Origin of the sequence: Pseudoalteromonas sp. S3431 (assembly GCF_000690035.1) — a bacterium.
In the GTDB taxonomy this organism is placed as follows: Bacteria; Pseudomonadota; Gammaproteobacteria; order Enterobacterales; family Alteromonadaceae; genus Pseudoalteromonas; species Pseudoalteromonas fuliginea.
On record NZ_JJNY01000009.1, the window covers coordinates 22,088 to 41,609 of the forward strand.

A 19,522-nucleotide genomic window follows, 5' to 3' on the forward strand; every position below is an offset into this window, starting at 1 on the left:
TAAGAATTTTAAGTTATTGCTGTTTACCCATCAGCAGTAGCCACATTTTTTGGATCATAGGAATCTGGACACATGTCAAACGCCAAATCTCTTGAAGAACTAGAGCAAAAGCAAGATTTTATTCGCCGCCATATTGGGCCAAGCCCAGCACAAGTAAGCGATATGCTAAGTGCTTTAGAAGTATCGAGTGTGCAAGAGCTGATCGACCAAACTGTACCTGCAAGCATTCGCTTAGAGCAGCCATTAACAGTTGGCGAAAGCCGTACTGAAGTTGAAACACTAAGCTACTTAAAATCAGTAGCAAGCAAAAATAAAGTTTTCAAATCGTACATTGGCCAAGGCTACCACCCAACTAACGTACCGCACGTAATTTTACGTAACGTACTAGAAAATCCAGGTTGGTATACAGCGTACACACCGTATCAGCCGGAGATTGCACAAGGGCGTTTAGAATCATTATTAAACTTCCAAACTATGACCCTAGATTTAACTGGTCTTGATTTAGCAAGTGCATCACTACTTGACGAATCAACAGCCGCTGCAGAGGCTATGGGCCTTGCAAAACGCGTATCAAAAGCTAAAAAAGCCAATGCCTTTTTTATTGCCGACGACGTACACACACAAACTATCGACGTAGTAACAACGCGTGCCGAGCAGTTTGGTTTTGAAATAATTGTAGGTAAAGCAGAAGATGCCGTAAACCACGACATTTTTGGCGCATTGTTCCAATACCCAACTACATCAGGCGAAGTGGTAGACATAACAGACCTAATTGCTGGCGTGCAAAGCAAAAAGGCCATTGCCTGTGTTGCTGCCGACATAATGAGTTTATTACTATTAAAAGCACCGGGTAAGCTAGGCGCAGACGTAGTACTTGGTTCGGCTCAACGTTTTGGCGTACCTATGGGTTACGGCGGTCCACACGCTGCATTTTTTGCAACACGTGACGCGTACAAACGTTCATTACCAGGTCGTATTATTGGTGTATCTAAAGACCGTTTAGGTAACGACGCACTACGTATGGCAATGCAAACGCGCGAACAACACATTCGCCGCGACAAAGCCAACTCAAACATTTGTACAGCGCAAGTATTACTTGCCAACATGGCAGCGTTTTACGCGGTATACCACGGTCCACAAGGCTTAAAAACTATCGCGCAGCGTATACATCGCTTTGCTGATATTTTAGCAACAGGCTTAAAAGCTAAAGGCATCGCACTTAAGCACAGTACTTGGTTTGATACGCTAACAGTAGTAAGCGACAGCAAAGACGACGTAACAGCGCGTGCAATTGCAAAAGGCGTAAACTTTGCAACAAATCACGAAGGCGAGTACTCAATTTCGGTATCAGAGACAACAACACGTGCCGATATTACTGAGTTATTCGATATTATTTTAGGCGAAGGCCATGGCCTAAGTGTTGACGCTATTGCAGCAGACGTTGAAGCAAATGGCAGCGAGTCAATCCCTGCAAGTTTAGTACGTGATGACGAAGTACTAACGCATCCAAACTTTAACAGCTACCACAGCGAAACAGACATGCTTCGCTACATTAAGCGACTAGAAAGCAAAGACTTATCGCTTAATCACTCAATGATCTCGTTAGGCTCATGTACCATGAAACTAAACGCGACTGCTGAGATGATCCCAATTACGTGGCCTGAGTTTGCAAACCTTCACCCATTCTGCCCGCTAGATCAAGCAGAGGGTTACCAAATAATGATTGGCGAGCTACACGACTGGCTAGTAAACATTACCGGTTACGATGCAGTATCACTTCAGCCAAACTCTGGCGCGCAAGGTGAATACGCAGGCTTAATCGCGATTCGTAAATATCACGAATCACGCGGCGACGCACACCGTAATGTATGTTTAATCCCAAGCTCTGCGCACGGTACCAACCCTGCATCAGCGCAAATGGCGAGCATGAAAATTGTGGTAGTTAACTGCGACAAAAACGGTAACGTAGACATGGTTGACCTTAAAGCGAAAGCTGAGGAAGTGTCTGAAAACTTATCGTGCATCATGATCACATACCCATCTACGCATGGCGTATACGAAGAAACAATTCGCGAAATTTGTGACATTATTCATGAGCACGGCGGCCAAGTTTACATGGACGGCGCAAACATGAACGCGCAAGTTGGCGTAACAAGCCCAGGTTTTATTGGCTCTGACGTATCGCACTTAAACTTGCATAAAACGTTTTGTATTCCACACGGTGGCGGTGGTCCAGGTGTTGGCCCAATTGGTGTTAAATCGCACCTTGCGCCATTTATGCCAAACCACAGCGTAATTAACGTACCAGGTACTAACATCGGTAACGGTGCGGTATCGGCAGCGCCTTACGGCTCAGCCGCTATTTTACCTATTTCATGGGCTTACATCACCATGATGGGCAGCGAGGGCTTAAAACAAGCTACTGAAATGGCAATTGTTAATGCTAACTACTTAACGCATGAGCTAAGCAAGCACTTCCCAATTTTATACCGTGGTCGTAACAACCGTGTTGCTCACGAATGTATTGTTGACTTACGCCCGCTTAAAGAGCAATCAGGCATTACTGAAATGGATGTAGCTAAGCGCCTACAAGATTACGGCTTCCATTCACCAACTATGTCGTTCCCAGTAGCTGGCACATTGATGATTGAGCCAACTGAGTCTGAGTCAAAAGGTGAGATTGACCGTTTTATCGAAGCAATGGTGTCAATTAAAGGCGAAATCGAAAAAGTAATCTCTGGCGAATGGTCAATCGAAAACAACCCGCTAGTGTTTGCACCGCATACACAAGGCGACGTATTAGGTAACGAATGGGACCGCGCGTACGACCGTTTTTACGCTGCATTCCCAGTGCCTGCAGTGGCTAAAAACAAGTTTTGGCCAACCGTTACACGTATTGATGACGTGTACGGCGACCGTAACTTAGTATGTTCATGCCCAGCGGTTGAGACATATAGAGATTGATAATTTTTAAAATTTCCAATTAAAGATTGGGAATTTATAAAATTGAAAAAGCCGTTGCAGCAATGTAGCGGCTTTTTTGTGTGTGTTTAAACATTGTAGACGCACAGCTTGCTGGCGTGTTGGGCGCAGCCCAAAAGGTGTTTAATTGTTGAAGGCGCATACTTTGTTTCCTTTTGGCTCATTGAGGGATTAGAAACCTTATTCAAGGTTTTGTCGCGCTGGCGACAGCAGCCAAAGAGGGGGCTATAGATTTTCAAACTTAACGCTGCTGCAAGTAATTCATCCTTGAAGCTGGGTTACTGTCGGCATCCATGCCTTCACTTCCTCATACTGCGAAGCTGCGCTTCGGTTATTCGTCACCTCTCAGCGCACCCGAGCATCACGCTTAATCCTTCAAACCACAATCGATGTGAACGTAAACGCCATGAAAGCACATCCATGTGCAAGCATGGCTTTCATTTTATCCATGAAATGCATTACTCATCAATTGCTTACTTTCAGGGCGTGATGACGGGGAAGGGTGTTAAACGTGAGATTGGTGCTTGGCCTTGGCAAGAAGCAAGACCTGACCCTCTGTATTTCCTCAACACAAATTGCATAGGCTGGGTAGATGGGAACGAAACCCTACGAGGTTGATTTAAATTGTAGGTCGTCCTTTAGGGCGAAACAGTGAATTTAACTTGCAGAGCTTATTTGAAATTCTGTGTTATTGCGTGTAAATATGTTGTTTTCAAACTTGCTAACTTACATATATTGTCGGGATAAATCCGCGACCTACATTAAAAAACCTTATTCAAGGTTTTGTCGCGCTGGCTTGGTGAGCCAACGCGGAGCTATAGATTTTCAAACTTAACGCTGCTGCAAGTAATTCATCCTTGAAGCTGGGTTACTGTCGGCATCCATGCCTTCACTTCCTCATACTGCGAAGCTGCGCTTCGGTTATTCGTCACCTCTCAGCGCACCCGAGCATCACGCTATTTCCTTCAAACCACAACTGATGTGAACGTAAACGCCATGAAAGCACATCCATGTGCAAGCATGGCTTTCATTTCATCCATGAAATGCATCATTCATCAATTGCTTATTTTCAGGGCGTGATGACGGGGGAGGGCGTTAAACGTGAGTTTGGTGTTTAGTCTTGGCAAAATGCAAGACCTGTCCTCGTACGTTCTTGTTCAATAATAATTTATTTTTACTGAGAATTTAAAATGATCGTTTAGGTAGAATAAGGGGTTTCCAATCAGCAGGCTTCAAAAATAGAATTAGAAAAGACTAGAATATTCGCTGCACTAGTGAACTGTTATAAGGTTGATGTTTAGTATCTCTATAAATACAATATTTATTAAGCTTTTTTAATTTTAGCAGCTTCAACAGCTTTAGCTTCTTTAATAGCTTTAGCTGCTTCAACAGCTTTAGCTTCTTCAATAGCTTTAGCTTCTTCAATAGCTTTAGCTACTTCAATCGCTTTAGCAGCTTCAATGGCATGAGCTGCTTCTGTTGTAGTTTCGTTTACGGATGAACAGTAAAGGATGCTTACTACAGTAAGAATCAAAATATTTGTTATTATCCATACCCAAATGTAACGGTTTCTTTTTGTATTAATATAAGTTCTTTCTGTATTTGTTATTTCCGTTTCATTCAGAATTTTATCGAGATCCTTTTTATTTAAAAGTTCTTTATACCTACTTCTTATTTCAGAATATTTACCTAGTAAACGATCTCTATCAGAGTTTATTTCAAAAATTGATATTGCTAAATATATAAATGAAACAGCTATAAGCAATATACTTATCATTAATACTTCAAAGCTAAATGCACCAGAGAAAGTCCCCTTATTTACTACTCGAAGAAGAAAGACAGTTATAAAAAATGTAGTAAAAGTCCATAATCCTGTTTTAAACATGGAAAACATACTTTTAGTCATTTCTAAGGCTTTATCAGATTGATCTTGTATAAACTCAGAAATTTTATTCTTTATTTCAATGTACTGTTTTACATTTTCCTTAAGGTAAAGATCATAACCAGATTCAACAGAGTCAGATGTTCCTGCTTCAATTGAGAGTAGAGTTTCATTTTCTAAGTGGATTGATATTATATTTCTTGCAAGACCTATTTTGTCGGTATAATTGCCCTCTAAATAAGTCCATTCATAAATACGCTTTAGTTCACTAGGATCATAAGCTTTTAACTTACCGAAACTAATACTTTCAGAAAGTAATTTATAACCTTTAAGTCGGTATTTGATTATATTTGATTCAACAGAAGAAAAATCAGATAGAAAAATAATTAATAATGTATTAAATAGACCATTGAAGTACCTTTCAAGATCTATATTATTAGTCACACAAGGCTTAAAATCACTTGGGATAAAGTTAAATTGAGCTGCATTTGCAAAGTGGCCACATTTATCACGTTTTTCAATACGATTAGCTCTTTCATCCTGACAAATAGCAGTTAAGGATTGATTTACAGAAGATTTATCAATCGGGTATACTGATTGAAAAATAATTGATTCTGTTGAAAATGGTTCAACATCTTCCCAGACATTGATTTTGATTAGAGATGAAAAATTAAATTTATTCCACTTTTCAAAGCTTTCTTGCAACGTTAATGACTCAACATGATCGTAAAATTTTGAAAAGTTAAAAATGTTAAAGTTTTTGGATTGATCTTTATCAATCCTAAGTTCAATCTTAATCTTGTCATCATCAAGATATACTAATTGATCAATTAGTGACTCAACTTTTTCAGCCACAGTATCCAGGTTACTAGTAATAAACCTTACTGGATCTTGCACTTCAATAGTCAGAGTTAACTCAACTCCAAGCTCATTTAAAGCAGATAGATATTCAGTTAACTCTTCATTTAGCCCATTTAAAGCCGCTGATGAATTAAACGTATGCGTAGACTCGTATATGCTAAAGTTTTCTACGATTCTAATTTCATTTAATTCACCAAAAAGCTTTAAAATTTCCTTGACAATAGACATCAGTTGTCCTCAGCAGTTTTAAATTCATCATACCCTTTGTCAGAATATATTTTAATGAATTTACCTTTATCATCATGTCTAGCAAAAATTCGCGATTTCAAATCGTCAACTTCACCATTTATACGTAGTTCAAAGTTTGTATCTAACATAACTTTTCTAACAATTCTGGCCTTGATTGAACTAGATACTAGATCAAATTGTGTATCAAATGTCTTTGCTGCTTTTATGGGTAGCTCTTCAAACTTTTTGACAAAAGAATCAAATTTTTCTTTGAATTCATCAGTTTCAGGTTTGTGAGCTTTAACCTTATCAACAAGCTCATCATAAGCTAGAGAATCTTCATTTCTAAAGTGATTAACAATATCATTTCTTAGGAACCAATAATCAACGGGTGATATCTTCTTTACTTCTTTTGTGAGTAAATTGTCGATTGCATTAAATGCATTCTTTGTATTGGTTTCAGAGTCTTGCAATTGCTCTGCGATTAGAAAGGATAAATACCAATATTTAGTAATTGTTGATTTACTATCAGATACAATAACTTCATCTACAGTATGTTCTGGTGTAAAAGTAATTACAGCAGCTTTTTGCAAACGACTTTTTGATGTAGGTAAACCAGACTTTAAATCTAAATTGTCTTCATCAAGGTATTCACTATTGTCAATTTTGATAATAACAAACTTTAAAGATTCATCATGTCTGATTTTAAGTTGTAGTAATCCACCCATTCGAACATCAGTTAACTGTTTAATTTTATCCTGAACTATAAGTTCAACATCATACAATTTCTGGGCTATTTGAGTTGATTTAGCTGTCCAATCTTCACCACTAGATATTGCAACAAGCGATGATGGTACAAGCTCATCCATATCTTTAAATTGAAAATAACGACTACGAGGGCTTTCTAACAATTCTTTCAAAACTAATTCAGTATATGTTTTTAAACCTTCAGCTGTACCATCTAGTGCCATTGACACTGGTGCGTCTGTTTTAACATCAACTCTATGTAACGAATATTCAAGGACTTCCAAGTTTTCCATATAGCTACAACCTATTATTATTTGTCGAAATGCCTTTTTATTCTAACTGTAGAATAACACTATTTTTTTGTACAGTTAAATTGGGCTGCTAGGTTAGATTTTACAGAAAAAGATATAATAAAGATATGACATGAATTTATATTCAACACAAAAATCCCTCAAATGGAACCAATGGGTGACCTCAAGCCCCGGACCGACCCCATCGCTTGGACCCCTTTCGGTTCGTTGAACCATGATTGGTGAACTTATTATCTGAATTCGGGAATAATACAGATTGTTAATGTTAAAAATATTTTTTGGAAGTTCTATTTCCCACAGGTTTTAATAATTATCATATTGAACTTATTAGCTTACATTGATGTTGTAGTTTTATTTTATATAAGGTAATTTATAGTTTAATGAAGCATCTTAAAATAATCTAGGGATAAATATGAGTGAAAGGAATTACGCAACTAAATTAGCACAATCAGATCCATTAGGCTTTTACATCAAATTAATAGGGTTGAAGTCGCAAGAAAAAGAGCTACGTAAAGTTGATAATATTTATTATATATTGACAGGCATAGTAGTATACAACCAACTAAACCATATAGAGCGCATGCAAGTTATGAAGGCAATCGCTAATGTTCGAGAAAAAAACCCGAAGCTACATGGTACATTGTTTTCAATACCTCCGCAGCTAGTTGCTGATAAGTATAAATTTAAATGGTCATTAAGTAATTCGGAGTTAAAAGCACATTACGAAAGTAGCAATGGAGTATCATCTGCTTTGAGTTTTATTGGTTTAGATATGAGAACGCTTGTTGGTCAAGCTCCAGTAATTGGAGGAATATTACTGGAGATCTCTAAAAATGGAGTTAAAGCAGGAGGGAAAGCTGCTTTTAATTCTGTTTCAAATAGTAAGTTAACTGCTGATATAGCTGCTCAAGCTAAAATTAGAACCACAACAGCTGCTAAGCTCGGTATGTTCGCAGCTTTAGTTACAGTACTTGCAAGTGGAGTACGAACTATGGCTATGGTTGATGAAGAAAAAGCTTTAAATGAATTATATCTCAGAGGTTTAATTGAACCAAAATGATAGGGCTTATAATATTAGGCGTAGTTCTATTAATTTACTATGGAAGAATTAAGCTTTTTAAGCCTACAAGCGAAGCTGTTAAATTTGGGGTTAATAAAACTTTAATTCTTTATGGTATTCATAATGGAATAGCCTTAGGTTTGGGTTTTATACTACCAATAATAGCTATATTTCCTGTTTCTGAGTGGCTTTTATTGCTCGTTATGTTTCTTGCTATATTATCCGAGTTTATCACAATTTATTTTTATATATTTAAAAAGGAATTTTAAATTATGTTTAGCTTTTTTCTAATAGCTTCGCTAAGTGCGGACTTTCATCTTGCTGGAAAAACTTCGGCAGGATTAATACTTTGTGAAAATTTAAATAATAAAGCCACTGTCGAAAAAATAAAAAAATATAGCAAGTTATATAATGAGCTCAATAGTTATTTAAGCTCTGAGTTGGAGTCAAACTCTGATTTAAGTAATGGGTTTTATAGTGCGCAGGTTGATTTCATTAATTCATTTGAAAATGCAGATAAAGATAAATCTTTAGGTGAAAGCTTATTAACTAAAGAAAAGTGCCAAATACATATAAATAATGCAAATCAGTTAATAAGAAAGTTTCAGTGAAATGTTTTATCTAAGGCTTAACTTAATTCGATTACCAGCAATTATAGCATTCGGCAGGGGGCGGTCTTTCTACTAATTGTGATTAAGGGGAAGTGTAAAGCCTTCCCCCCAGTAATCCGTTTAACCAAGGGAGTCTCTAACCAAGGTAACCACCCATTAGAAAGTTCCGGTCAAGCAGGCAGCTGTGTTTTCTTGAACTTTTTATTCAAAAAACCAAGTGTTCTTATTATTTAAACTCAATTTAAATATGACTACGCACTGTACCCTATACAACTATTAATGACGTCGATTGGTGTGAATATTCACCGTGGCTTGAATAAAGAACGCCATATGAATTTAGGCAGTTTAATTAAGCATTATTGATGATTAATTAAGGCCCTTGGCTTTCGCCTCAGTCATCGTTTAGTGCCAATATCGGCCCAACCAAAAAATGCCTTGAAATTATACTTATAATCTCTATTATTGCCCTTAACAACACCCCTCCCGCTACCCGTAAGCTCAGAGCCCTGCGAGGGGGTAATTATTTCTATAGTATGGTAAAAGGATTTAGCCTTCATGCAATTCCTTAAAGCCCCATAATATTTGTGCAGCAAGTCGACTTTCTAGTGGAACCAAAGGCGCCAAATTTTGACTACATGTTAAAGGTCTAGATTTATAGTTTGTTGCTCATTAGATTAATTACTATGCCTAGAGTGCTGCGAAAAGAGTATGAAAATGCGTTTTATGATGTGATGAACCGTGAAATAAGGCACGAGAATATATTTTTTATTTCAGGTTCAGCTTTGCTGAACATCGCAATTAAGCAGATATATGAGGGTTAGTAAAAGTCATAGTGTTTTTTTCATTTAACTTCCCCTAAAATGCAGAAGTTTAAATAATTATATTAATAAAAATAGGTTTTAATAATGAAAAAAATACTGACTGTTTTAAGTTTATTCATACTTACAGGGTGCTCTAGTTATCACAATATAAATGAAGACGGTGAAAGCTCATTAGGTGGGGGATTTAAAGATCGTATTATTGCTGATGGTGTCTATAAAATCACTGCTCAGACAAATTTTGCACCATGGACTAACTTTGATGCAGCCAATGAAACGTTTAATCGTAGAGCTAAAGAGTTATGTGCTGGCAATTATAACGTAATCAAATCAGCAGAAGATGAGTTTGAGCATGTTGAAACTGCTGGAGCCGCAAAGTATATAATTTCGAGGGTAAAAGGCTATGTTCGTTGTGAGACTTCAAAATTGTCAGACGAAGAAGCTCTAAAAGAAGTTGAATCAAGCTTCTATTAATAAAAATCTTATCCAAGGCTTTATTGAAACCAAAGGCACTAAACTTTGAATACACATCAAGTGCCTAGGTTTTTAGTTTGTTGCTCGTTGAGTTAATTACTATGTCTAGACCGCTATGAATAGAATAAAAAAATACACTTTTTAAGTGATGACGTTTTTTAACTTTTTTTTACACTGTATTTGTCCACTTACATCGTTCTCTTTTCTTCTTCAATGATTATTGAGTATGTTAGCCAACTATCGCTGGGTACCAACTTGCAAACACTACACCAAATAAGCCGACTAAAAATACAATGGATATCAACATCATTGAAGCAGTGGTGGCGATTATTATTACTCTATTAGACGTTTTACCTGCGTACCTGACTAACTCAGCTATAAGCAGCGGCATAATATAAGAACATACGCTAATAGTTAACACGGTTGGACCTGTAAACGTTGCAGTATCAATTCCTAGTGAGCCGAATATTAACAACCAGGCAAAAATCATTAGCCTAAAAAATAAAACGCCGTTTGCTGCAAGGTATAAACGTATCGCCCAAATTTTATGTTTAGTGATATTCCGCTTTCTGGCTGCTTGTACGGTTAATATACTCGCTAAAATAACCACGCAACCACCAAGCATAGTCAACGCATGCATCAAGGTGTTACCAACGGTTCCTCTGGCTATCATAAGGTACATACCTGCTAAAGAGATGGTACAGGCTAACATTACGAACACGCGGCCATTATAGCGGTGAAACTTAGTATACTTTGCTCTTATTGCGGGTGTTAGCTGTAAGCTACCGCCAATTATCATCACGATGGCGAGTAACACATGCAGAGCGTACATTGAATTACCGGTGGGATCGCTGGCAACATAGGCGGTGCTATTTAGACGACTCCAGCCAGATATTCCCGTAGTGATCCCCGTAAGCCCGTATCCCAAGGAGAGGTAAATAACAAAGCAGATTTGTGCCATTAACAGGCACGTGAACCACATTTTTTTACTCATCTCAAGTAGCTCATTGGGCGTTTTTTTTATTATTTGCATTAACATGTGCTTTTCCAGAAAATCTTTTCAATAGCACAAATATAAAGACTTTCATGGTGATTGCTTCTCAAATTCGGAATTTGAGCAACGATATATTGATAATTTTTTGTAATTAGCTAGGGCGGTATAGGCACATTCACTAACAAAGTTTTTTTGCCAACATGCATGTTAATTTGTACCATGTAATTCAGGCCACGTTATTGGTTAAAACGTCATTTTAAGAGCACGCTATTATGCAAAATTATTCCCCTTATTATCTTCTTCTTTTTGTTTGCATGGGGTTAATGTTTTTAAATGCGCTGAAAAAAGATAAGCAGCTGGTTCATTATTTATTTGTGATATTTTGTGGCTCCCTTTGTATGGTGGCAGCACAAAAGCTCAGTGCGCAAAGTATTGGCGCGTATCAATATCTAATCGGGTTGTTCACTTGCGCAACATGTAATGTTTCATGGCTGATTGCAAGAACGTTATTTCGTGAGCATTCGCCAATTTCCCGCAGGCATGTGGCTTTTGCTGCAACCATTGCCGGCTTGATCATGTTTAATCAAACATGGCACTACTTAGTGAGCCTTGATCCTCACCCTTTACCTACCAGTGATATAATGTGGCGCTTAAAGCAAGGGGTGAATGAGGTCACCATATTGCTTTCATCAAGTATCCTTGCGCTTTCTTTTTGGGAGGCGTTTAGAGGTTATAGTAAAAAAACACAGTCACAAAAAATGCAATCAGTCATCTTTGGGAGCGCTTGGGTTTTAGCTGTGTTTAATGCAAGTATTTTTCCTAAGTTTATTTTTAGTGCGGCTGAAATTGAGCTGTATAACCCCATTATCATAACTTCGTCTGCACTTTTAATTGTATTTGCAATGCAGGGAGTTATGCTGCTTCAAGCAATTACTACTAATAAGCAAAAGTTACATCACAATAGTAAGAGCAAGACTGTTTTTGATACTGATGATGTAAAAGAGTGTTGCGATAGTGTTCATCACCAACAGCAAGTGCCCCCAGAATTAATAGGAGGTATTGCTGAACTGATGAACGAGCAGCAGTTATTTTTACAAACTAGCGTTAAAATTTCAGATTTTGCACAAGCGCTCAAAGTGCCGGAATACAAAATTAGTAGAGCAATTCGCTATCACTACAAAGTAGCCAACTTTAATCTGTTTATTAACCAATACCGTGTAAATTATGCGAAGACATTATTAGCAAGTGAACAAGCCAAAGAGTGGAGTATTTTGAGCATTGCACTTGAAAGTGGTTTTTCTTCTCTTGCTACGTTTAATCGTGTGTTTAAAGATATTGTCGGCGGTATTCCTAACGAATATCGTAAACGAAAGGGCAATTATAATGAGAATATTAGAGCTTGTTGAGTTAGTTGCTATTTATCCCCTTTTATTTAAAAGCTTCCGCTACTTATAGTTTTTGAGTATTACCAATAAGATCCCTCAGGATTTGCCCCCAAGTCCGTGAAAACATATCCATGCTTGCCTATTTTTAGGGCATGGTGACGTGGGAAGGTGTTAAACGTGATACTTTTTGGTCTTGGCAAGAAACAAGACCTGACACTTAGCATTCTTCTGTATTCTAGGTTTTAGCGAGTAACTTTAGCTTTAATAAATGTTTAACTTTGCAGGGATGACTATTTGTTGGCTTTGTTTGTGAGGTGTATGTTTTATTTTTGTTTACAAATCATTTCAATTTAGTTACTTACTAACCTGTTTTTGACCTAATTAAATTGAGATAATGAAATGGAATAAACATAATGGACTAATAAAAATGAATAAATTTATACTTACCCCACTCGCTATTGCACTTTCTTTAACGCTCAGCGCATGTGGCGGCTCTTCATCAGAGGGGAACTCTGCAAGCTCATCAAATGGCGGCAGTACTGCTCAGCTTCAAACCATTTCATTACAAACATTAACTCGCCAGTGTGGAACCGATTCTGCGTATCAAACTGATGTGGTATTTCACAATGATGATGGTGATGCTATCGGCTCTGTTAAAACCGACGCCCAAGGTAGTTTTTCAGGTGAACTACCTTCTGGTACAAAACATGTATCAGTACTGGGTGATGTTGTTGATGAAGCCGATGGTGCTTATACGCACATATTTACAGAGCTTGATATTGAAAATAGAACTAATTTAGGTAAATACCATTTTAATAAGTTTAGCGAAAGCTGTGGTTGTCGCGCAGTGAGCATAGATACATCTGAACTAAATACAATACCTAATGATTACAGGGTGTATCAATACGAAGGCTCAGAAATTTCAGATTCTGTTTTTATTTGCCCAACTACAGAAAACCTTTACCTTACCGCAAAATCTTACTTTTCAAATGACGCTAAAGTGGCTGTTATTGAAGTTCCGCAAAATGCGTCTGTGATAAAAATAACGGATACAGATTTTAGCCATGATGGTGTGGAGGTGGCTAATCAAGGCAGTTTTAATGCAACTTCTGTTAGTACTCGAGGGTATATAGAAGATATAAATTCCTATGAGTTTGTACAGTTTACATACATTAACTCCCCTGAACCGCTATTTGTTTTCCCAACGGTGACTGAGCATAACTTTTATGTACAAACAGATTCATCGGTTGAGCCAACAACAGTTGATGGTGCCCGAATCGACATGCATAGTTATGCTCGAAGTAGTGTAGATTCAGATGGTAGTTATGAGTTGACAGAGCTACCTACTATAACCGAAGATTTAGGATTCAGTTTACTTCAATTTACTGAAAGCAATGATTCAAGCTTTGATTTTAGTAATGTTGATAGCCGATTTGCAAGAGCAGTATGGGATTACAGCTTTTTGGTTGATGATGAAGCAGAAAGCCGATTTGATTGGACAATAAGAGGTGGCATAAGCGGTCAAATTCCAGATTTATCTTTTGGTACTGTGTTTCCTGAACCTACTGATGAAGTTATATTAGAAGAACTCACATTATTTCTGTTTGGTTACGCAGGTAATGCAACTGATGCAAACAGTTATGCAAAGCTTTTAGATACGATTACTGAAGGCGGGCATTTAACTAAGCCTGAATTTAGTAATTACGTATATGTATTTTTAAATGCTGAATTAGATTAATAATTACGTTTAATTTTGTATTATAAGGCCACATTTGTGGCCTTATAAATTATGATATTTTTGCTTTTAATAGTTATGAAGGTTTATTGGATAACACCAATGCTCTCAATTAATGACACCGTAACATAAGCACTCCACTTTACTGTTAAGTTACTTTTTTAGTAGGCGGTGTTTGGCATGACAAATTTTTTACTTGAAATCCAAAAGGACCAAACCTTGAGGAACCCCACATTTTTATCCGAACGACAAGTACTCACCACAACCCTTATTTAATTGTACCAATACGTTAGGTACCGATTAGCTTCCGTGAGTGTCGCCCTATTGGTTTCTTTATTAGCCATGCGAAGGCCATCGTTGCACCGACACCAATAATCATATTTGCAATACCTAATAAGCCGATAATGAAAGCATCTCGATGACTTTGAATATAGTCTTGCAGGCCCATAATTAGAAAACCAACGAAGAAAACATGGTAAAAATAAATAGAAAACGAATATTCACCAATGTTGCATATGGTTTTGGGTAGACGTGTTTCAATATTTTGAAGCCACTTTAAGAGTAGTAAACAAGCTAATATTTTTTGAATGTAGAAAAGAGTTTGTCGAGATGAATACCACCCATCTACTTTATATTCATTAATATATTGGGTAAGGATGGCTGCGCTGATCAAGGCAATAAAAGCGATTAACCACGTTTTATATTGATTGACCTTAGCCATTGTCTTTTCGTAATGACTCCCTATTATCATTCCGAAACAATATGCACCACAAAAATACACCAAACTCTGCATGCTTAGAAAATCAGGAAAGGCGCTGCGGGATATAACCAAGGGCACGCATGCAAGAAAAAACATCAGCTTTGGTGTGCGTTTATTCACAAAATCTAGCAATGGTGTCAATATGAAAAGTACTAATAAAATCGGGATGTACCAAAATTGAATAGCTGCGGTTCCGGATACTAGGTTTGTGGCGACTGTGATAATAAACGATATATCGGTTGCTGCACCATCGGCAAGATAATATTGCCAGTACACAGCTGTCGCTATTGTGCTTGCGGCAACATAGGGTAAAACAACATTTAGTATTTTACTCTTATAAAATGAAATCCACCCTTTATTCTGTAAAATTTTGCTGAAAAGTAATCCCGAGATAATGGCGAAGTATAGTGTGCTGCCGTGAAACAATAGTTCAGTTGAGTAAAAAAGCGTTTTTAAACCGAGGGAATCTAAATCGCCAGTCCAAAAAATAGCAAATGACCACGCATGTGCTGCGACAATACTTAAAATCGCAATGCCTCTAAAGGCTTGTAAATGAGAAATATATGAAGACATAGACAAAAATCATCGCTCGTTAAATATACGTTATAATTATGTTACTGTTCAGGTGGTGCGATAGATACCCATTACATACGTATTCAGGGCTTACAAATTTAAACGAGGTAAATCTTACTACTCCAAATTTATCGCCAAAATGCCACCTTGAGCTTTTTGTATCTTGCCTTTTTCATTTTATAACACAGTGATTTAGTGTTTTTTAATTACTAATCCAAACACGATGCAATAGATAATGAGTCGCTTGAGGGGTCTCACTTTGCGTCTTTCTCGCTAATGTATATTTTGCCAAACCCAACAAGTGTCTATTTTTTAAGATCGACAGAGCCTGCGAAGCAGTACATTATAATGCGTGCTTTAATTGATTTGAAAAAAGGGGATTTAATTGGATTCACTCACACAAGTGGTGCTTGGCAGTGCAGTTGCTTATGCAACATTGGGCAGTAAATTAGGTCGCAAATCTTTATTAATTGGGGCGGCGTTTGGCACTTTACCAGATTTAGATGTGCTAATTAATTTTGGTGGCGATGTTGAAAATTTTGTTTATCATCGTAGCTTTAGTCATTCTTTGTTTATACAACTGTTATTGAGCCCCTTATTTGCGTGGCTTTTACTCAAAATGAATTGGGCTAAATGTATAACGATGACGCGTTGGTCGGCTGGCATTTTTTTAATTTTAAGTACGCATTCATTACTCGATAATTTTACCGTTTACGGTACGCAGTTGTTATGGCCGTTGTCGACATATCCTTTTAGTATTTCGAGTATATTTATTATTGACCCTGCGTATACTTTGCCTCTTGTGTTGTCTTGTATAGCGCTGTGTTTTGCACGTATGCGACCGCATGCACAACTTATAAACACGAGCGCGTTAGTCATTAGTTCGTTGTATTTAATTTGGGGCTTTGCGGCTAAATACCACATTAATAGTAAAATTTATCAGGCGCTGAATCAAAAAAATATCACATTCTCACATTTTGAAAGCACGCCGACTCCGCTTAATACTTTGCTGTGGCGCGCTGTGGCTATTACTAAGCAAGGTCATTATGAGATTTATGTATCTGTGTTTGATGAAGTTAAAAACGTTGATATTCAATTTTACCCTACAGAAAACGCGTTGTTAACTAAGCTCAATGATGCAAAGCAGATCGTGTTATTAAAACGATTTACCAAAGGGCTTTACGGTGTTTATCAGCAAAATGAACAGGTTGTTATTAGTGATTTAAGAATGGGGGTAGAGGGCAACTATGTATTTTCATTTGTGGTTGCTGAACAAAAAGATCAGCAGTTGATCCCAGGGCAATATCAGAAGCTCAGTAATCGATTGCCGCTAGATAAGCTTAAGCTGGTTTTTGCTCGTATTACAGATCCAAATATCGATTTATAAACGAGCGTGGCAGTATCCACTTTTTTAATCATGGGTTTTAGTTGGGATTGCTCACTATTACCTAAGCCTAATTTAGTCATCAAGCCCTTTGAGCGTAAATATTAAATGCTTGCGCATATCTTTTAAAATAACGCCTTTTTTAAGCATTTCGCCACTTAAGCGTTTTTGCCATTTTAATAAATTTGGCTCTGCGGCCGCTAAGGCTTGCTCGCTTTCAAACTGAAAACACAAAAGTAGTGAACTTGGAAATAAATGATATTGAACATCAAACCAGCATTGCAGCATGCCTGGGAGCTCAGCGCGGCCTAGTTCTTCTAATTTTTCAGCTGTATTAAGTACAAGTGCTTGCTGTTTTATTTGCACCGCAGAGAGTTTTTTCATTATTAAAATCCAAGTTAGCGGCTAAAAAATGCAGCCGGAATGGGGCCATTATACGCAAGCTTGTAGGCAAGCAACAACCGTAGGTTGATTTGAGTTAAACGAAACCCAACGCATAGCTAATGTAACAAACAGAGCTATAGATAAATGTGAATGTTATTCGTTGTTGGCGCATAGTTTGCCGATGCGTTGGGTGATAGCTCAATAAGCGGATTCTACCGCCAGTGCTTAAGTGTTTCGCTCAAGGTATAAAATTTTATTCAAAGTTTACTGCGTTTACAAAAGCTCTCCAAATACGCCTCTGTAATTTATGAAGCCTAAGGCTACTTTACTAACTAAGTAGTTGTTTAATAATATCCAATTTAGGATTAGTATTAGAAACTACTTAAACAATAATAAAAGTAAGAAGCAATGCGCTTTTACTAAAGAGGTATACATGGAAGATGCATTCATAGCCGTATTTGCAAATGTCGGTGCTATCTTAATTTTAGCTTTAACATTAAAAGTATTTAATAAAGTCGATATAAATATAACGTGGTCTTTAATCTCATTAGGCATTTTTACGTGTTACGTTTTTGCTCTATTTAGAGGCGCCGAGGTAATTCCTTTGGATATATTTTTTACTGATATGTCTTGGAATTGGTCAGGAAAAATAGCTGTAATTATCCTGTGGGGGAGTGCAATCCTAGCCTTAGCGAAATATAAACATGGCTTTCGTATTGCTGATGCTGGTTTTACTTTCAAACAAAGTGAAGGTTCTTTAAAACCTGCTTTTATTGTTCTGTGCTTGTTTGTAGTTCTCCAAGTCATTGTTTCATGGTTCTGGAGTGGCGAGCCTCGCTATGATTTAGAAACATTACTTTATCAAGCAACCATGCCAGGGTTTGACGAAGAACCGATGTTTAGAGGGGTCTTACTATTTTGTATTTCCTTGGCAATAGTATCTAAGCGATACAGTTTGGCGAGCGCGCCGATAAATATAGGTGGATTACTTTTAGTTTTGTTATTTGGCTTGGTGCACGGCGTTATGTTTAGCGCTGGTGAGTGGTACTTTTCGTTTACCTCTATTTTATTAACCGGAGGTTATGGTTTTATTTTACTGTGGCTAAGAGAGCGAACGGGGAGCTTGGTATTTCCAATCCTAGCCCATAATAGTGTTAACTTTGTTGGGCAATTAATTTAGGCAATGACTAAAACCTTGTTTAAGGTTTTTTCGCCCTAGGATTGCAGTGGTACAGATTACAGTGAAAAGGAAGGAGTCTTCGCTTTCTCTGGCCCCGATCATTACGTTTGATGCCGGAGGCAATTAAGTGATTTGAACGTAAACGTCATGAAATAAATTACTCGTCAGTTGCTTATGTCCAGGGCATGGTGACTTGGAAGCTCGTTTTTATTTATAGTTACGCTATTCATGCTTGCCACAGGGCATCAATACCTTTATGTGCTGTAAGTGAACTCTGGGATCTACTTAACTAGAGTTCATGTTATTTATATAAAAACGCGCACTACTTGTTGATGAGTGTAATTATATGGGTAGGAGTTTTTTACAAAATTTAGTAATTTTTACTTTAATAATAAGAATGTTAGAACTGGATTTTAATTTATCTCATTGATTTAAAATAATAATTTATTTGGTTCGAGTTTTGCTCAGTAGTAAGTGTATTCTCTTAAATAAATAAAGGAGTTATTATGAGTACCGTTATTACTGGGTTATTCGAAAGTGCATCACAAGCAACACTCGCAATTTACAGATTAGAAGCTTTAGGTATCAACGAAGCTGACATAAGCATTGTAGCCAACGACTCATACGCAAAGGAAGATTTTGCTGTAGACGAAGGTACTAAAGCTGCCGAGGGCGGCATTATAGGCGCAGCTTCAGGTGGTATTCTTGCTGCAATTATTGGTGGATTTACTGCCGTAGGGACTGTAGCAACCGGTGGTACAGGCTTATTAGTTGCCGGGCCATTAGTCGCTGCATTTGCTGCTGGTGGTGCAGGCGCTGCAGTAGGTGGTACTTTAGGGGCCGCAGTTGGTGCGTTTATCCCTGAGCATGAAATTAAGTATTACGAAGATGCCATTGAAAAAGGCTCTATATTAATTGGTATTAAGTACGATAGTGACAACAAAAATGCTATTGAAGAAATACTTAACAATGCAGGCGCAAGTAATGTTTCTACAGCGTAATGCTAATTAATTAGTTTCAAAATTAATAAAAAAGGTGAAACTTAGTTTCACCTTTTTTATGCTATTTTGCTTTTGATTAGGCATAAATCTCACTTTAAGTAGCGCTTACAATTAAGTTATTATTTTAACTGTATTAATACCAAGCCCGAGAA

Annotated in this window: 17 protein-coding genes; 11 read left to right on the plus strand and 6 right to left on the minus strand. The window is 37.4% G+C overall.

Translation table 11 applies throughout. The features are described 5' to 3' along the window. Positions 1 to 72 precede the first annotated feature (72 nt). The gene (gene gcvP, locus DO88_RS15755; RefSeq protein ID WP_033038086.1) at positions 73 to 2,964 is read left to right on the plus strand and encodes an aminomethyl-transferring glycine dehydrogenase; all 2,892 of its coding nucleotides are present in this window, start codon (positions 73 to 75) and stop codon (positions 2,962 to 2,964) included. A 34-nt stretch (positions 2,965 to 2,998) separates the two neighbouring features. On the opposite strand, the gene DO88_RS19195 is transcribed toward gcvP, so the two are convergent. Next, positions 2,999 to 3,124, minus strand: coding sequence for a hypothetical protein (locus tag DO88_RS19195; protein WP_262501067.1), 126 nt, complete (start codon positions 3,122 to 3,124; stop codon positions 2,999 to 3,001). Positions 3,125 to 3,402: 278 nt separating this feature from the next. Between DO88_RS19195 and DO88_RS15750 the strand changes: the two genes are divergently transcribed. Continuing rightward, positions 3,403 to 3,600, plus strand: coding sequence for a hypothetical protein (locus tag DO88_RS15750; protein WP_033038088.1), 198 nt, complete (start codon positions 3,403 to 3,405; stop codon positions 3,598 to 3,600). Between the two features lie 706 nt (positions 3,601 to 4,306). Here the strand turns inward: DO88_RS15750 and DO88_RS0118165 are convergent. Both DO88_RS0118165 and DO88_RS15745 read right to left on the minus strand, forming a co-directional pair. Then, the gene (locus tag DO88_RS0118165; RefSeq protein WP_050482418.1) at positions 4,307 to 5,953 is read right to left on the minus strand and encodes a hypothetical protein; all 1,647 of its coding nucleotides are present in this window, start codon (positions 5,951 to 5,953) and stop codon (positions 4,307 to 4,309) included. Then, positions 5,953 to 6,993 carry a nucleoid-associated protein gene (locus DO88_RS15745; RefSeq protein WP_050482419.1) on the minus strand — a complete coding sequence of 347 codons (1,041 nt, stop codon included), beginning with the start codon at positions 6,991 to 6,993 and terminating at the stop codon, positions 5,953 to 5,955. Before DO88_RS15745 ends, DO88_RS0118165 begins: the two co-directional genes overlap by 1 nt. 430 nt (positions 6,994 to 7,423) lie before the next feature. On the opposite strand from DO88_RS15745, the gene DO88_RS15740 reads away from it, so the two are divergent. From DO88_RS15740 to DO88_RS15725, 4 genes are all read left to right on the plus strand, one after another. Continuing rightward, positions 7,424 to 8,071 (plus strand): hypothetical protein, encoded by a 648-nt coding sequence (locus DO88_RS15740; protein ID WP_033038089.1) that lies wholly within the window; start codon positions 7,424 to 7,426, stop codon positions 8,069 to 8,071. Then, the gene (locus DO88_RS15735; RefSeq protein ID WP_033038090.1) at positions 8,068 to 8,340 is read left to right on the plus strand and encodes a hypothetical protein; all 273 of its coding nucleotides are present in this window, start codon (positions 8,068 to 8,070) and stop codon (positions 8,338 to 8,340) included. The genes DO88_RS15740 and DO88_RS15735 overlap by 4 nt, the downstream gene beginning before the upstream one ends. A gap of 3 nt (positions 8,341 to 8,343) precedes the next feature. Further along, positions 8,344 to 8,682 carry a hypothetical protein gene (locus tag DO88_RS15730; RefSeq protein WP_033038092.1) on the plus strand — a complete coding sequence of 113 codons (339 nt, stop codon included), beginning with the start codon at positions 8,344 to 8,346 and terminating at the stop codon, positions 8,680 to 8,682. Between the two features lie 905 nt (positions 8,683 to 9,587). Beyond that, positions 9,588 to 9,974: a hypothetical protein gene (locus DO88_RS15725; RefSeq protein ID WP_033038093.1), complete on the plus strand. Its 387-nt coding sequence runs from the start codon at positions 9,588 to 9,590 to the stop codon at positions 9,972 to 9,974. Positions 9,975 to 10,203: 229 nt separating this feature from the next. Here DO88_RS15725 and DO88_RS15720 read toward each other — a convergent pair whose 3' ends face one another. Continuing rightward, complete coding sequence (locus DO88_RS15720) at positions 10,204 to 11,013, minus strand: DUF2306 domain-containing protein (RefSeq protein ID WP_033038095.1); 810 nt, start codon at positions 11,011 to 11,013, stop codon at positions 10,204 to 10,206. Between the two features lie 353 nt (positions 11,014 to 11,366). On the opposite strand from DO88_RS15720, the gene DO88_RS15715 reads away from it, so the two are divergent. Further along, entirely contained in the window at positions 11,367 to 12,374 is a 1,008-nt protein-coding gene (locus DO88_RS15715; protein ID WP_232224776.1) for a helix-turn-helix domain-containing protein, read from the plus strand. A 406-nt stretch (positions 12,375 to 12,780) separates the two neighbouring features. Next, complete coding sequence (locus DO88_RS15710) at positions 12,781 to 14,091, plus strand: hypothetical protein (protein WP_033038096.1); 1,311 nt, start codon at positions 12,781 to 12,783, stop codon at positions 14,089 to 14,091. A gap of 286 nt (positions 14,092 to 14,377) precedes the next feature. Here the strand turns inward: DO88_RS15710 and DO88_RS15705 are convergent, their stop codons facing one another. Beyond that, positions 14,378 to 15,421, minus strand: coding sequence for an acyltransferase family protein (locus DO88_RS15705; RefSeq protein WP_033038098.1), 1,044 nt, complete (start codon positions 15,419 to 15,421; stop codon positions 14,378 to 14,380). A gap of 385 nt (positions 15,422 to 15,806) precedes the next feature. Between DO88_RS15705 and DO88_RS15700 the strand changes: the two genes are divergently transcribed. Beyond that, positions 15,807 to 16,808, plus strand: coding sequence for a metal-dependent hydrolase (locus tag DO88_RS15700; RefSeq protein WP_008134262.1), 1,002 nt, complete (start codon positions 15,807 to 15,809; stop codon positions 16,806 to 16,808). A 72-nt stretch (positions 16,809 to 16,880) separates the two neighbouring features. Here the strand turns inward: DO88_RS15700 and DO88_RS15695 are convergent, their stop codons facing one another. Beyond that, a complete protein-coding gene (locus DO88_RS15695; protein WP_033038100.1) occupies positions 16,881 to 17,189 on the minus strand; it encodes a hypothetical protein in 309 nt (102 codons plus the stop codon). 433 nt (positions 17,190 to 17,622) lie between these two features. Here DO88_RS15695 and DO88_RS15690 point away from each other — a divergent pair, with 433 nt between their 5' ends. Together DO88_RS15690 and DO88_RS15685 are read left to right on the plus strand one after the other, a co-directional pair. After that, positions 17,623 to 18,369, plus strand: a complete 747-nt coding sequence (locus DO88_RS15690) for a CPBP family glutamic-type intramembrane protease (protein WP_033038102.1) — start codon at positions 17,623 to 17,625, stop codon at positions 18,367 to 18,369. Positions 18,370 to 18,875: 506 nt separating this feature from the next. Further along, on the plus strand, positions 18,876 to 19,370 hold the full coding sequence (locus DO88_RS15685) for a hypothetical protein (RefSeq protein WP_007378461.1): 495 nt from the start codon (positions 18,876 to 18,878) through the stop codon (positions 19,368 to 19,370). Positions 19,371 to 19,522: the final 152 nt, after the last annotated feature.

Coding starts and splice junctions, on each gene's coding strand:
- gcvP (WP_033038086.1), top strand. CDS start 73: ATGTCAAACGCCAAATCTCTTGAAGAACTAGAGCAAAAGCAAGATTTT.
- DO88_RS19195 (WP_262501067.1), bottom strand. CDS start 3,124: ATGCGCCTTCAACAATTAAACACCTTTTGGGCTGCGCCCAACACGCCA.
- DO88_RS15750 (WP_033038088.1), top strand. CDS start 3,403: ATGTGCAAGCATGGCTTTCATTTTATCCATGAAATGCATTACTCATCA.
- DO88_RS0118165 (WP_050482418.1), bottom strand. CDS start 5,953: ATGTCTATTGTCAAGGAAATTTTAAAGCTTTTTGGTGAATTAAATGAA.
- DO88_RS15745 (WP_050482419.1), bottom strand. CDS start 6,993: ATGGAAAACTTGGAAGTCCTTGAATATTCGTTACATAGAGTTGATGTT.
- DO88_RS15740 (WP_033038089.1), top strand. CDS start 7,424: ATGAGTGAAAGGAATTACGCAACTAAATTAGCACAATCAGATCCATTA.
- DO88_RS15735 (WP_033038090.1), top strand. CDS start 8,068: ATGATAGGGCTTATAATATTAGGCGTAGTTCTATTAATTTACTATGGA.
- DO88_RS15730 (WP_033038092.1), top strand. CDS start 8,344: ATGTTTAGCTTTTTTCTAATAGCTTCGCTAAGTGCGGACTTTCATCTT.
- DO88_RS15725 (WP_033038093.1), top strand. CDS start 9,588: ATGAAAAAAATACTGACTGTTTTAAGTTTATTCATACTTACAGGGTGC.
- DO88_RS15720 (WP_033038095.1), bottom strand. CDS start 11,013: ATGTTAATGCAAATAATAAAAAAAACGCCCAATGAGCTACTTGAGATG.
- DO88_RS15715 (WP_232224776.1), top strand. CDS start 11,367: ATGGTGGCAGCACAAAAGCTCAGTGCGCAAAGTATTGGCGCGTATCAA.
- DO88_RS15710 (WP_033038096.1), top strand. CDS start 12,781: ATGAATAAATTTATACTTACCCCACTCGCTATTGCACTTTCTTTAACG.
- DO88_RS15705 (WP_033038098.1), bottom strand. CDS start 15,421: ATGTCTTCATATATTTCTCATTTACAAGCCTTTAGAGGCATTGCGATT.
- DO88_RS15695 (WP_033038100.1), bottom strand. CDS start 17,189: ATGAAAAAACTCTCTGCGGTGCAAATAAAACAGCAAGCACTTGTACTT.
- DO88_RS15690 (WP_033038102.1), top strand. CDS start 17,623: ATGGAAGATGCATTCATAGCCGTATTTGCAAATGTCGGTGCTATCTTA.
- DO88_RS15685 (WP_007378461.1), top strand. CDS start 18,876: ATGAGTACCGTTATTACTGGGTTATTCGAAAGTGCATCACAAGCAACA.